We start from the raw sequence: 12,856 nt of genomic DNA on the forward strand, positions 1-12,856 counted from the left end.
ATAAGGCAAGGAACAAAAAAGACCTTCCCCATGACAGGAAGGTCTCAACCTATTAACAATATGTCAAAGCAGACTGGGATACTTCCATCAGTCCCCTCTTCTACTCCACATTGAAGTATCGTGCTTCCGGATGGGAGAACACCAACGCGGAAACGGACGCTTCCGGATCCATCATACATTCATCCGTTAATTGGACACCGATGTCTTCCGGGTGCATCAACCGGAAAAGTTGACGTTGATCGTCAAGATTCGGACATGCAGGATAACCGAACGAGACGCGGATCCCTTGATACCTCGCCCCAAATCGTTCCAACATGGTCATCTCCGGCGGATCGGGGAATCCCCATGCATCACGAATGATCTGATGGATCCGTTCGGCGAACGCCTCCGCCAGCTCGAGTGCCAACGCTTGCAGAACGTGTGAGCGCAAGTAATCTCCCTGGTCTTTCCACTGGGTAGCCAGTTCACGAATACCATGACCCGCGGTAACAACGAGGAACGCCACATAATCCATGACGCAACTTTCCACCGGCTGCAGGAAGTCTGCCAGACACAAGTAGGGGCTTTTCTTTTGTCTTGGGAAGGAAAAACGTTCAATCACGCGCGAGTGATCATTCGGATCATAGATCAAAACATCATTTCCCGAAGACTGGGCCGGAAAATAGCGGTACATTCCGTGTGCGCGGATGATTCCGTTCGTCTCCGCTTCCGTGTATAACTGATCGACGATTTCCTTCAGTTCAAGCGCCTTTTCATCTCCTTCTGCCAGAAGCTGATCCACGTTTCCGCGCAGCCCGAGATGCTTGCCCAAGAGCATGCGCATATTCACATACGGCTTCAGATAGCGCAAAGGATAATCCCGCAAGATATGGCGTTCAAAATCAGGTGGCTGAAATACAGGGGCATCCCTGCGCACATCCGACGTTTGAGGCAGTGCAGCGGTATGTCCCGCTCCTTTGTCTTTGTCCGCATCCGCCAGATGGGCGTTCATACTTTTCCTGATCTCTTGAACCAAAAGTTCTTTCTGTTCCGGATCACTCAGCCGGTTCGCCAGTTCCAATCCTTCCATCGCATCTTTTGCGTAGAGGACGATTCCGTCATACTCAGGCGCGATTCTCGTCATCGTGAACTTGCGTGTGAGAGCCGCACCGCCGACGAATAAAGGCACATCGATCCCGGCAGCGCGCAAATCTTGTGCGGTGACAACCATTTGCTGCGCCGATTTGACAAGCAAGCCTGATAACCCGATCGCATCCGGCTTCTCTTCATGATACGCGCGAATCAGTTGTTCCGGCGGCACTTTGATCCCCAGGTTGACCACCTGATAACCATTGTTAGACAGAATGATCTCCACGAGGTTTTTCCCGATATCGTGGACATCCCCTTTGACCGTCGCCAGAAGGATCTTTCCTTTCACCGCCGTTTCCGTGCGTTCCATATACGGCTCAAGAAAAGCAACGGACGCTTTCATCACTTCCGCACTCTGCAACACCTCAGCGACGATCAGTTCATTGTCATTAAACAAGCGTCCCACTTCTTCCATGCCCGCCATCAATGGACCGTTGATGATTTCCAACGGCGAATATTTCTTCAACGCCTCCTGTAAATCATCAATCAACCCGTCTTTCGCCCCTTCGATCACATAGCGCGCAAGCCTTTCTTCCAAAGACAGCAACGAGTTATCTGCCGCTTTTTGGCTGACTTTCTTTTCCCGGTAAAACGCCGTAAACGTGGCGAGCGTTTCGGGGCTTGTACGGAACAACAGATCCTCCGCCAAGCGTCTCTCCTCTTCCGGAACGGAAGCGTAGCGCTCCAATTTCTCCGTATTCACAATCGCGTAATCCAATCCGGCACGCGTACAGTGATAGAGAAAAACGGCATTCAACACTTCACGGCCCGCGGGAGGAAGTCCAAAGGAGACGTTGCTAATGCCGAGAATCGTCTGGCATTCGGGCATCGCCTCTTTGATCAGACGAATGCCTTCCACCGTTTCCGCCGCCGAACCGATGTACGCTTCATCTCCAGTCCCCACCGGAAAGACGAGTGGATCGAAGATGATGTCTTGCGGCTGCAAACCGTATTTTTTTGTAAGCAAATCATAGGAACGTTTGGCAATCTCCAATTTCCGCTCTTTCGTGGTCGCCATGCCCGCTTCATCGATCGTACCGACGACAACTGCCGCACCAAACTGGTGAATCAGGGGAATGATTTCGGCAAACCGCTTTTCGCCGTCCTCCAGGTTAATGGAGTTGATGATCGCTTTTCCCTGGGAATACTTGAGAGCTGTCTCGATGACTTTCGCATCTGTCGAGTCGAGCATGAGAGGCACTTTCACTTTTTTGACGACGAACTGCAGAAATTTCTCCATATCGGCCAATTCATCACGATCAGGGTCGGCCAGGCAGATATCGATCACGTGCGCTCCCCGCTTCACCTGCGTCCGCGCGATTTCCGATGCCTCTTCATATTTGCCCGCTGCAATCAGTTCGCGAAACTTTTTGGAACCAATGACATTCGTGCGCTCTCCTACGAGGACCGGGCGGTTATCCGCCTCCACGTATACCGGTTCAATCCCCGAAACGGCGGGAGGATGGTTCCCCGCTTTCTTTCGAGGGGTATACTCTTTCATCGCCTCTGCAAGGGCACGAATGTGTTCCGGAGTTGTCCCGCAGCAACCTCCCGCAATATTGATCCATCCCTGTTCGGCAAAGCCGGCCATTTTTTTGGCCAACGCGGCGGGTGTTTCATGATAATGCCCATCCTCATCCGGCAAACCCGCATTCGGATAACAACTGACACCGCATCGGGCGAGATCCGACAATGTGCGCAGGTGATCGCGCATGAATTCCGGACCCGTCGCGCAGTTCAAACCTACGGACAGAGGGTGCAGATGTTCGATCGAAATGTAAAAAGCTTCGATATTTTGGCCCGCCAGTGTGGTACCCATCGGTTCGATCGTTCCTGAAATCATGATCGGGAGTTCACGATCCAACTCTTGAAAAGCTCGCCGGATTCCGATCGTCCCCGCTTTCACGTTCAACATATCCTGAGAAGTCTCCAGCAACAAGACATCGACTCCGCCCTGAATCAAGGCACGCGCCTGTTCATAATAACTTTCAACCAATTGATCGAACGTGATCCCGCCGGTAACTGACAATGTTTTCGTTGTCGGGCCCATGGATCCCGCCACAAAGCGCGGCCACTCGGGAGTGGACCATTTTCGGGCCGCTTCGACAGCCAATTTCGCCGCTGCCCGATTGATTTCCTCAGCACGCGATTGCAAATCGTACTCCGCCAAAACGACGCTCGTCGCTCCGAACGTGTTCGTTTCAATGATATCGGCTCCCGCCTCCAGATATGCCTCATGGATTTTGCGGATCACATCCGGACGGGTCAGGTTCAACATTTCATTGCAACCTTCATACTGCTCGCCGCCAAAATCTTCTGAAGACAGCGCTTCTCGTTGTATCATCGTTCCCATAGCCCCGTCCAAGACGAGGATTTTCTTTTCCATCTGTTTCTCGATTCGTGTAGGTTCGCGCACATGCCTCTCCCTTTCTTGCCACTTCCCTGTATAAGAAAACCCTCACCTGATCAAGGAGAGGGCTCAACTGTCAAAAGCGACAACTCTCCTATCTTCCAGAAACGCATTCTGCTGGAATTAGCACCGTATGAAAACACCGGTTGCTGTGGTTTCACAGGGCCAGTTCCCTCCACCACTCTGGATAGAAGTGTTCTACTATTCATATCATTGTACTCTAGTTTGACTGCCAGCGCGAATCTTGTCAAGAGAAAACGGTGAATTTCCGCTTTTGGGAAATTCACCGTTTCCTCAGTCAGAAGGTCGACCGATTTCCTCGCAAAGCTTTACCTATTTGTACGATTTGATCGACGAGAGCCGAGAGATTCTGTTTCAGCAAGGAATTCGTGATCTGGCCGTTCTCCACATACGCTTTATCGACAACCACTTGTCCGGGCATGACGAGCGCATAGAGTCCCCGCAGCACGATGCGCATATTATTGAGGGCATTGATACCGCCTTTGCCGCCACCGGCAACGGCCACGATACCTACCGGTTTATCACGGAAATGAGTGTTGCTCAAGAAATCCAACGCATTTTTTAAAGCGCCCGACATCCCATTATGATACTCGGGTGTGCAGATGATAAATGCGTCTGCTTCGAGGGCAATTTTGTGTAAATACTGTACATGGGGATCGTTGCTTTGTGCTTCATCTCCTTGAAAGATCGGCAACATATGTTCACGAACATCAAAGAGATCGACCGTTACCCCGTGGTTCGCGAGTTCCGTCCGAATGTATTCGGCTACCGTTTTTGTGTTGGCGCCTACCCTGGCGCTTCCGTTCATAACAACGACCTTCACATTTGGCACCTCACTCTTCGTCAAGTTATCAATTTTTTAAATCTTTTCCCTCTATGATACATATTCTAACTTTTCGTCCACAGAATAGCACGATCCATTCAGGAAAATTTTTATTTCATGTAGTAAGAAAAGGGATTGGCACTAGAACTTGTGACCCAATTCACTTATAATCTTACATAGAAAGACAGGGGGCTAGGATATGACGATTTCAACATGGATTTGGATTCTCATTCCAATCGCACTGCTCATCGGTTTATATATATATGCGTTTCGCCGGTTCCAAAAGCAGAAAGAGCAGTTCGACGTACAGTATAACACGTACAAAGAAACGAAGGAGATCTTCGTACTCGGGAAGAAAATCGTACGACAGCCCGTACGTGAGGAAGGACCTTTCCGTTTCTTGAAAGTCAAGACCTACCAGGTCGTGGCACGATTGATGATTTCACAGACGATCAAGGGTATCAATCGGAGTATGATGCATACGATGACGTTCACCCTTGATAAAAAAGAGTACCAAAAAATTGAGCCCAATCGAAAGTACCGGGTAGAATTGGCAGGCAACTATATCGGAAAAGTCTTCGCTCCCGCACCCGAAAAGAAAGAGAAGAAAAAAGGTACCGAGAAAGAAAAAGGCAAAGAGCAAGCACAAGAGAAAAAGAAGAAAAAATGAGCAGTTAGAAGTTGTTTAAAAAGCCACCTCAAGGTGGCCATTTTTGTTGTTATCTTCCTATGCTTCCCGCAACAAGATGACACTTAAGAGTACGACATGTATCATCGTAAAGGGACATTACTAGCCATGCTCGTATATAAAAATTTGCCTCTTGGAGAAAGGGTGATCGCATGAATCGGCAACTCATCGTTTATCTCGTATCATTCGCCGCTTTCCTCGGACCGTTTACACAAACGATCTATGCTCCGATTCTTCCGGAGATACAAAGCGATTTTCGTACGTCCCAGTTTCTTGTGAATTTGAGCATCTCCATTTTCACAATCTTTTTAGCACTCATGCAGATGATCTACGGACCGTTGACAGATACGAAAGGAAGACGAACCGTACTGCTTCCCGGTATCGCATTATATGTCGCCGCATCGTTCGGATGCGCTTATTCCCATTCGATCACCCAATTGCTTTTGTTCCGCATGATTCAGGCGATCGGGATTGCGACGGGCACGATCGTCGCCACAACAGTCATCAGCGATCTGTTCACGGGAAAATCACGCGGACGGGCGATGGGAACCTTTCAAATGCTAATGGCTTTGGGACCTGTCCTCGGCCCTGTCATCGGCGGGTTTGTCGGCGGCAAAACCGGGTATCACGGGGTTTTTCTCGTCTTGACGGCCACTGGGTTGCTCATGCTTGTTGCGAATGCGAGTTTGCTGCCGGAAACGAAGCCGGACAGCGCAACCGACGATCGTTTTCAGATCCGGGATTTCTATTCGATCCTCACGCACAAAACAGGTTTACCGGTAATTCTTCTCGGATTCGTCCAATATTACACGTTCTATAACTTTCTTGTGTTTCTGCCAGACATTCTCACAAGCCATTATAACCTCCGAGCGGAAGAAAAAGGGATCGTCTTTCTCCCGTTATCCCTCTTCCTGGTCATCGGAAGCTATTTGGGAGGACGCTTGCAAGAAAAAGTAGAAGCAAGAAAAAGCCTTATTGTCACTTCCTTCTTGAATGTATTCGCTACGCTCATGTTTATTCTCTCGGCCAAAATTTCATTGGCTTCACTTATCGTTAACATCGCATTGTTCGGTCTCTTTCTCGGACTTTCCCTTCCGGTACAGACGACGTTGCTGACCGAATTTTTCACTCGTCAGCGGGCGACAGCCATCGGCGTGTATAACTTTTTTCGCTATATGGGAATGGCCTCCGGTCCGTTCATTGGAAGTTACTTGTATCAACTTGGACATATCCCTCTGCTCTATGGCTTTGCCGCGCTTGTCTTTTTCGCTGTCGTCTTGTACACCCGCAGACAGTTGATGAGCGGTCACACCTTGATGGCAAGCGGTCGTGGAGAAACGAAGTAATGAAATCGGGGGGCTAGCATGGACTTGAACCACAAATTATTTTTCCGTCGTCCATGTAATCTAATTGGAGACTAATGAAAAGGGTACAGAAGAAAAGGCCGGATAAGCCTTTTTAAAACGAAAAATGTAACATGAAGTGAAAAATTCAAATATAAAGTGGGGCTATCCCCAGTAGATTTTATCTACTTTTGGGACAGCCCCTTTTTTACCATAAATATGACCTCTTTGAACGCGGCAAATTCGATTTTTATAAGCTATTTCACGTTTCCGAGAGAGGAACTTTCTTACATCACCGCCAAATGGTGTTCATGCCGATCGAAGAAAATATCCTCTAACGTTGCTTTGGCAGGTTGAATTTCAAAAATTTCTATTCCTTTACCTGCTAGGTAAAATACTATTTTCGGTATACAACCGTTATCATATAATTGATTGCAAATAGTTATAATTTGTTGTAAAATTTGTTCTTTAAAATAAAATATATCAAATTAAAGGAATACTAGTATATTAGGTTTCGTCAATAACTCGTGGATTGAAGTGATGTAGTGTATAAACGCGAAAGTAGCGGCACCCTTTGGACGTAATAGAAAACATGTATTTTTTAGGGAACAGCTGAGTTAGCGCTGTTCCCCTTCCCCTCTTCTTTTCATCATGGCAGCATGGGCAAATTCTATGATCGGCCGTAAATCTTCCGGTTGTATGCGGTTCGCCGATAGATAAACGGAGGATTTGCGTCTGCTTACAATGTCCCGTTGCACCGTGCTGCACAATCGCTGAAATTCCTCTGTATCTTCTTCGCTGCATTTCACTTCCAGCATGGATCGGTTGTATTCGAAAGTGAATGAACAAAATGCCATTTGTTTTTCCTGAACCCCATAACTCCACCCGTCATACGGATCGTTTTTATGAAACCAGAAATAGACGTTGGGGCGATCTTTCAGCACATCGTTGATGAAGAAACGCAGTTCCTTTTCGGTCATCGATCAACTTCCCCCTTTTCTGTCGGACATCCCCTAACTGATGAATATTCCGTTCATATCCTCCATATTCCGTTTCTACCGATCGTGTGGCAGGCGTAGCTTGTGCATCCGAGCTGACCTGGAGGTCTTTACGGACAATTGCTTTCTATTCGTGCTCCCTGGTAGACTCCATGGGAAAACTGTGATGTGACTTTCTTGATTCAACCCAACCCTTCCCATACACTGTAGGTAGAATCAAATTCTTCTTTGTCAGGGGATGAACGAATGGAGTTTATCACTTCAGATGGAGCCAAATTGTATTACAGAAGGGAAGGCCAAGGAGAACCGCTTCTTTTCATCCATGGTCTCGCCAGCAATCTTCAATCCTGGAACTATCAACTCCGGTATTTTCGTAATTTCTATGATACGTTGGCGTACGACTGCAGGGGCCACGGCCGTTCTACGATCCCGCGTACGTTAGACATGAGTGATCACTCTCGCGATGCATATGAGCTTTGTTCCTTGTTCGATCAACCGGTAACTGTCGTCGGTATATCGATGGGCGGTTATATTGCCCAACGCCTGCTGATTGAACATCCTCAGGTAGTCAAAAGGGCCGTATTGATCGCCACTAAATCACACGGCGAAAAACCGGCAACCGCCGCGGCCGACGATCATACGGAAAACATAGAAAATCCGAAAGAAGCGAGATTTCGGTTTATGCGCGACTATATTTTCGGCCCGGACACCTCTGATGAGAAAGTGGCAGAACTCGTGCGTTTGGAACCGACGATGCCCGAGGAGCAGTTTGATTTGGTAAAAAACGCGATTGGAGCATTTGATCACCGTCCGCAACTAGCCGCTTGCACGCAGCCGGTGCTCGTGCTTCACGGTGATCATGATCGCCTCATTCCGCCCTCATATGGAGAAGAATTGGCACATCTATTGCCGAACGCTACTTTTGTAATGATCGAACGCGGTGGACATGCTTTGATGATCGAGAAACATCAGGAGGTCAATGAGGCGATCCATCATTGGTTGAAACGTGTGTCAGTCGAGTGAGCAAGCTTGATCGCGGTAGATAATAAAACCACCGGGTTCAACACATGTCCCGGTGGTCACAAAACGATATTCAGGTACGGATTATCTTGAAAAAAGTGTAATTTGGCGGGCGTATGCTTTGCGTTCGCGCTCCGTGGAGGTCGTTTCAGCGGGTATATGCATTGCGCTCATGCTCCGTGAAGGTCGTTTCAGCGGGTATATGCATTGCGCTCATGCTCCGTGAAGGTCGTTTCAGCGGGTATATGCATTGCGCTCATGCTCCGTGAAGGTCGTTTCAGCGGGTATATGCATTGCGCTCATGCTCCGTGAAGGTCGTCTCGCATGGAATCATCATCAAATGTTGCGAGACGACCTTCAAAGTCGCTATTACGCGCAATGCATATACCCTTTTACGTCCGAAAGGAAGCGAGACGACCTCCAAAGTCACTGTCTCACGCAAAGCATTACGCCCACTCAAAGACACTTATCATCCTCTGATGGCGCCGTTTACGTCATGAGAGGCTACCATGGTTATAAAACGTGTACCGCCTTACGTATTTCCTTAGGTGGTACACGTTTATGTGATACTGTTTCCGGGACGATTCCTCATTCAAAAAGCGGGTTCCATTCACGCAGCTCGAGCGTGCGAACACCTTCTTTGATCACCGGATCCTCTTGTGCCAACGCTTTCGCCTCTTCATAAGAAGCGGCTTCATATATCACCATCCCACCCTTACCATCGGTGAAAGGCCCGGCTGCATATACTTTTCCTTCCTCTTTCAAACGTTTCAAGTAATCCAGATGAGCAGGACGAACCCGCTTGTTTCCTTCCTCGTCGATGATCGTTAATAAAGCCACATATTTCATGGTGACTCCTCCTATGAAATAATCCATTCCCCTATTCTGTATCACGATTCAAATCTTCCGACAATATCAATGAAGCTGTTCAACCGTCGGCTTTTATTTTCCGGGTTCTGTTTCTATACTGAAACTCGAACACTTCTTCCTTTGTCGGCAATGCTGGAACAGCCCCCATTCTCGTGGTGGTCAATGCCCCAACCGCATTCGCGTAGCGGATCATCTCCCGCAATTCTTCTTCAAATCCGATCGCTTGCTCAAAACTTCTACCCTCTACGTGGTCAGTCAACTGGCGTAAGAAACCGCCGACAAACCCGTCACCGGCTCCCGTCGTGTCGACGACATTCACGTTGTAAGCCGGAACGTTTCCGGAAAGTTCTCGCGTGCGATAATAAGTCCCCTTCTCCCCTCGTGTAACGAGAATGAGGTCTGGTCCCATTTCCAGCAAGCAAGCCGTACCTTTACTGAGGTCTGTCGTATGGGTCAACCATTCCATTTCTTTGAACGACACTTTCAACACATGCGCATAGGGAATCGCCAGTCTGATCTGTTCAATGCATGCTTGCTCACTCGGCCATAAGGGAAAGCGCATATTCACGTCAAAAGAGAGAATCGACCCTCGCTCGCGGGCGATTGTTGCCGCCCGGATGGTCGCTGCTCTCGCATCCGGATGAATCAAAGTGTTCGAGCCAAAATGAAAAATCACCGATGTTCCGAGCAATGACTCGTCAATATCGCTACATGAAAGCGACATATCTGCGGTCTTTTCGCGATAGAAAAGGAAGCTTCGCTCCCCGCTCTCGGTCCTCTGGACAAAAGCAACTCCCGTCGGATGATCATGGGTATGAATGAGACCGCTTGTATCCACCCCTTCTTTCTCTAACACATGACGCAAAAAATAACCGAACTCGTCTTCCCCCACTTTTCCGATAAACGATGAACGCCCTCCCAAGCGGGAAACGGCGACCGCAACATTGGCGGGCGCGCCCCCCGATGCTTTGGCAAAATTCGTGATCCCCCTGATCCGTCCTGCACGTTCGGGAAGAAAGTCAACGACCATATCGCCAAAAGAAATGACGTCAATCACGAGGAGGCCTCCTTTACGTATACATTCGTGTCCTAGGCGGGTATTCTGATGACCGGGCTCGTGAATATCATCCTGTAGCGTGTTGAAAAAGGGGCATCGCATGTAGCGAAGAACCCCGTTTTCATTTCACGCACGTTTTTGGAGTATATATTCTAACACTTGCTCGGCCGTTTTCTTCCCTTCCAGAATACAATCAGGCACTCCGAGTCCCTTGTAACCGGCACCCGCAATCAACAAACCTGGCCATCTGTTCATGATTTCCGTTTCGATTTCCTGCAAGCGATTCAGATGGCCTACTGTGTATTGCGGCATCGACTGTTTCCAACGGGTCAATCGCGTAAATAAAGGTTCCGCCGTGATTCCCATGATATCCGACAGATCTTGGCGCACTTTGGCTATGATTTCTTCTTCCGGCCGGTCTACAATCGCTTCATCCCCGGCTCGTCCCACATAACAGCGCAAGAGTTTGTGCCCTTCAGGTGCCGTGTGCAGCCATTTCGATGAAACCCATGTGCACGCGGTAATCGTACGCCCCTCTTTCCTCGGAACGACAAAACCGGTGCCATCCAAGGGAAAGGAAACCGCGTCTTGGGGAAAAGCCAGAACGATGGTCGCTACCGATACATAGGGGATCTGTTGTAAGACCTCGCTGATTGTATCCCTATGCGGAAAAATCTCTGCAGCGGAAAATGCCGGTGTTGTGATGACAACCGCATCAGCCGGAACATGCTCTCCATGATCCAGATGGATCGTATACTCGAATCTTTCCTCTCTCATGCGAGCTGTAATCTGTGTGACCTTACTCTTTGTGCGTAGCGTTTCTGCCCCCAACTCTTCTGTGAGTCTCTTGACGATGGTGCCAAGGCCGCTTTTTACCGTGAGAAACACGCTTCCGTGCTTGGTTGCGGAAGAAGGGGATTGGACCGCTCTTTTTTGCGCGAGAATTCCCAAGATTAAACTGCGATATTTCTTTTCGATCATCTCAAATTGCGGAAATGTAGCGCGGAGGCTCAATTTCCGGGCATCCCCAGCATAAATGCCCGCTAGTAACGGTTCCGCAATCGCCTCGAGCACTTCGTCTCCCAGTCTTCTGGCGAGAAATCCGCCGAGGGACTGATCCCCATCCGTTTCGTTCCTCGGCAAGACCAGATCCATCAATGCGCGAGCCTTTCCCTTCACAGAGAGCAACCCCGTTGTGGCGAACGGACCGAATTGCGTAGGAATCCCCATTTGGGTTCCAGGGGGCAAACGATGCAGTTTTCCTTTATGGAGAATATACGTCTTTCTTGCATTCGGATTGGTGCCCACCAATTCTCCTTCCAGCCCGAGCTCACGGCAAAGATCGGTCGCTGCCGTCTTGCGCGCCAGGAATGAATCAGGTCCTTTTTCAAGCACAAATCCATCGATATTCTCCGTTTGTATTTTCCCTCCCAGTTTCTCATCCTTTTCCAGAACGAGACAGCGGATAGACACACCGTCCCGTCTCGCCCTCTGTTGCAGATAGTATGCGGTACTGAGTCCCGTAATCCCGCCACCGATGATGACTACGTTCTTCATAACTCATTCGAGCCTCTTTTCACATATTGCAAAATGGTTGCAGTAAGCGCTTTAAGAAAATCTTCATCCGCATTCAACGAACGGGTTCGCACCACGTTCATTCCCAATCGTTTCGCGAGTGCCTGGCACTCGATGTCAATATCGTAGAGAATCTCCAAATGATCGGAAACAAAACCGATGGGACAGATCACTGCGGAACGAGTCCCTTCCGTATACAATTGCTTCAATAGATCCAAAATATCAGGACCCAACCACGGTTCCGGGGTCCGCCCTGCACTTTGCCATCCGCATTGCCAACGTGCATGGCCCACTTTCTCCGCCACAGCGGCTGCCGTTTCCCTCAATTGCTCCACATAAGGATCGTCCATCTTGAGAATGCGTTCAGGCAGACTATGTGCGGTAAAGATCACAGGAACCTGTGCCCGCTCTCCTTCCGGAAAAGCGTGTAACGCTTCCCGAAGACGAGTTGCGATCGCTTCAATGAAAGGAGGAACCAGATGCCATTGCTTGATAAAAGTGATCTCGGGGCCGTTCCATTTCTCGATCGCGGCCTGCGCGCTTTCCATATAGCTTCCGACGCTCATCACCGAATAATGAGGAGCCAGCACGAGGCCGATTGCCTGCCGAATGCCTTCTTCCGCCATCGTCCGCACCGCTTCTTCAATGAAAGGAGAAGCGTGTTTCATGCCGATATAGACCCGGTACTCTCGTTCGGGATCCAACTGCCGCAAGAGCCGTTCCACTCCCTGTGCCTGCCGGTTGGTGATGGCAAGGAGCGGCGAGAGACCGCCGATCGCTTCATAGCGGGAGATCAATTCCTGCAATTGCTCTTCTGTCGGCTTCCTTCCTCTGCGGATATGTGTATAATAAGCTTCAACTTCATCAAGGGTTTGGGGAGTCCCGTACGCCATGAGCAAAACCCCGAACGCTTCGCTTTTCAT

At 49.2% G+C, this 12,856-nt stretch carries 11 protein-coding genes and 1 riboswitch; of the genes, 3 read left to right on the forward strand and 8 right to left on the reverse strand.

The window, feature by feature from the left end; genetic code table 11:
- Positions 1-100: 100 nt before the first annotated feature.
- Both metH and DNHGIG_RS03630 read right to left on the reverse strand, forming a co-directional pair.
- On the reverse strand, positions 101-3,514 hold the full coding sequence (gene metH, locus DNHGIG_RS03625; RefSeq protein ID WP_282201345.1) for a methionine synthase: 3,414 nt from the start codon (positions 3,512-3,514) through the stop codon (positions 101-103).
- A gap of 115 nt (positions 3,515-3,629) precedes the next feature.
- A riboswitch (SAM riboswitch) is annotated at positions 3,630-3,732 on the reverse strand.
- 104 nt (positions 3,733-3,836) lie between these two features.
- A complete protein-coding gene (locus DNHGIG_RS03630) occupies positions 3,837-4,382 on the reverse strand; it encodes an NADPH-dependent FMN reductase (protein WP_282198381.1) in 546 nt (181 codons plus the stop codon).
- Positions 4,383-4,581: 199 nt separating this feature from the next.
- On the opposite strand from DNHGIG_RS03630, the gene DNHGIG_RS03635 reads away from it, so the two are divergent.
- Both DNHGIG_RS03635 and DNHGIG_RS03640 read left to right on the forward strand, forming a co-directional pair.
- The gene (locus DNHGIG_RS03635) at positions 4,582-5,052 is read left to right on the forward strand and encodes a hypothetical protein (protein ID WP_282198382.1); all 471 of its coding nucleotides are present in this window, start codon (positions 4,582-4,584) and stop codon (positions 5,050-5,052) included.
- Positions 5,053-5,222: 170 nt separating this feature from the next.
- Positions 5,223-6,416 carry an MFS transporter gene (locus tag DNHGIG_RS03640; protein WP_282198383.1) on the forward strand — a complete coding sequence of 398 codons (1,194 nt, stop codon included), beginning with the start codon at positions 5,223-5,225 and terminating at the stop codon, positions 6,414-6,416.
- 614 nt (positions 6,417-7,030) lie between these two features.
- Here DNHGIG_RS03640 and DNHGIG_RS03645 read toward each other — a convergent pair.
- Positions 7,031-7,393: a hypothetical protein gene (locus DNHGIG_RS03645; protein ID WP_282198384.1), complete on the reverse strand. Its 363-nt coding sequence runs from the start codon at positions 7,391-7,393 to the stop codon at positions 7,031-7,033.
- A gap of 264 nt (positions 7,394-7,657) precedes the next feature.
- Here DNHGIG_RS03645 and DNHGIG_RS03650 point away from each other — a divergent pair, with 264 nt between their 5' ends.
- Positions 7,658-8,434 (forward strand): alpha/beta fold hydrolase, encoded by a 777-nt coding sequence (locus tag DNHGIG_RS03650; RefSeq protein WP_282198385.1) that lies wholly within the window; start codon positions 7,658-7,660, stop codon positions 8,432-8,434.
- A 274-nt stretch (positions 8,435-8,708) separates the two neighbouring features.
- Here the strand turns inward: DNHGIG_RS03650 and DNHGIG_RS03655 are convergent, their stop codons facing one another.
- From DNHGIG_RS03655 to hemH, 5 genes are all read right to left on the reverse strand, one after another.
- The gene (locus tag DNHGIG_RS03655; protein ID WP_282198386.1) at positions 8,709-8,891 is read right to left on the reverse strand and encodes a hypothetical protein; all 183 of its coding nucleotides are present in this window, start codon (positions 8,889-8,891) and stop codon (positions 8,709-8,711) included.
- Between the two features lie 128 nt (positions 8,892-9,019).
- Positions 9,020-9,280 (reverse strand): YciI family protein, encoded by a 261-nt coding sequence (locus DNHGIG_RS03660; RefSeq protein ID WP_282198387.1) that lies wholly within the window; start codon positions 9,278-9,280, stop codon positions 9,020-9,022.
- A gap of 79 nt (positions 9,281-9,359) precedes the next feature.
- Positions 9,360-10,358: a carbohydrate kinase family protein gene (locus DNHGIG_RS03665; protein ID WP_282198388.1), complete on the reverse strand. Its 999-nt coding sequence runs from the start codon at positions 10,356-10,358 to the stop codon at positions 9,360-9,362.
- Between the two features lie 126 nt (positions 10,359-10,484).
- A complete protein-coding gene (gene hemY, locus DNHGIG_RS03670) occupies positions 10,485-11,915 on the reverse strand; it encodes a protoporphyrinogen oxidase (protein ID WP_282198389.1) in 1,431 nt (476 codons plus the stop codon).
- Entirely contained in the window at positions 11,912-12,856 is a 945-nt protein-coding gene (gene hemH / locus DNHGIG_RS03675; RefSeq protein WP_282198390.1) for a ferrochelatase, read from the reverse strand. The genes hemY and hemH overlap by 4 nt, the downstream gene beginning before the upstream one ends.

Source organism: Collibacillus ludicampi, from assembly GCF_023705585.1.
In the GTDB taxonomy this organism is placed as follows: Bacteria; Bacillota; Bacilli; order Tumebacillales; family BOQE01; genus Collibacillus; species Collibacillus ludicampi.

Bases quoted from the DNA above. Each gene is read 5' to 3' on its own strand.
- metH (WP_282201345.1), bottom strand. From the start codon at position 3,514: ATGGAAAAGAAAATCCTCGTCTTGGACGGGGCTATGGGAACGATGATA.
- DNHGIG_RS03635 (WP_282198382.1), top strand. From the start codon at position 4,582: ATGACGATTTCAACATGGATTTGGATTCTCATTCCAATCGCACTGCTC.
- DNHGIG_RS03640 (WP_282198383.1), top strand. From the start codon at position 5,223: ATGAATCGGCAACTCATCGTTTATCTCGTATCATTCGCCGCTTTCCTC.
- DNHGIG_RS03645 (WP_282198384.1), bottom strand. From the start codon at position 7,393: ATGACCGAAAAGGAACTGCGTTTCTTCATCAACGATGTGCTGAAAGAT.
- DNHGIG_RS03650 (WP_282198385.1), top strand. From the start codon at position 7,658: ATGGAGTTTATCACTTCAGATGGAGCCAAATTGTATTACAGAAGGGAA.
- DNHGIG_RS03660 (WP_282198387.1), bottom strand. From the start codon at position 9,280: ATGAAATATGTGGCTTTATTAACGATCATCGACGAGGAAGGAAACAAG.
- hemY (WP_282198389.1), bottom strand. From the start codon at position 11,915: ATGAAGAACGTAGTCATCATCGGTGGCGGGATTACGGGACTCAGTACC.
- hemH (WP_282198390.1), bottom strand. From the start codon at position 12,856: ATGAAAAGCGAAGCGTTCGGGGTTTTGCTCATGGCGTACGGGACTCCC.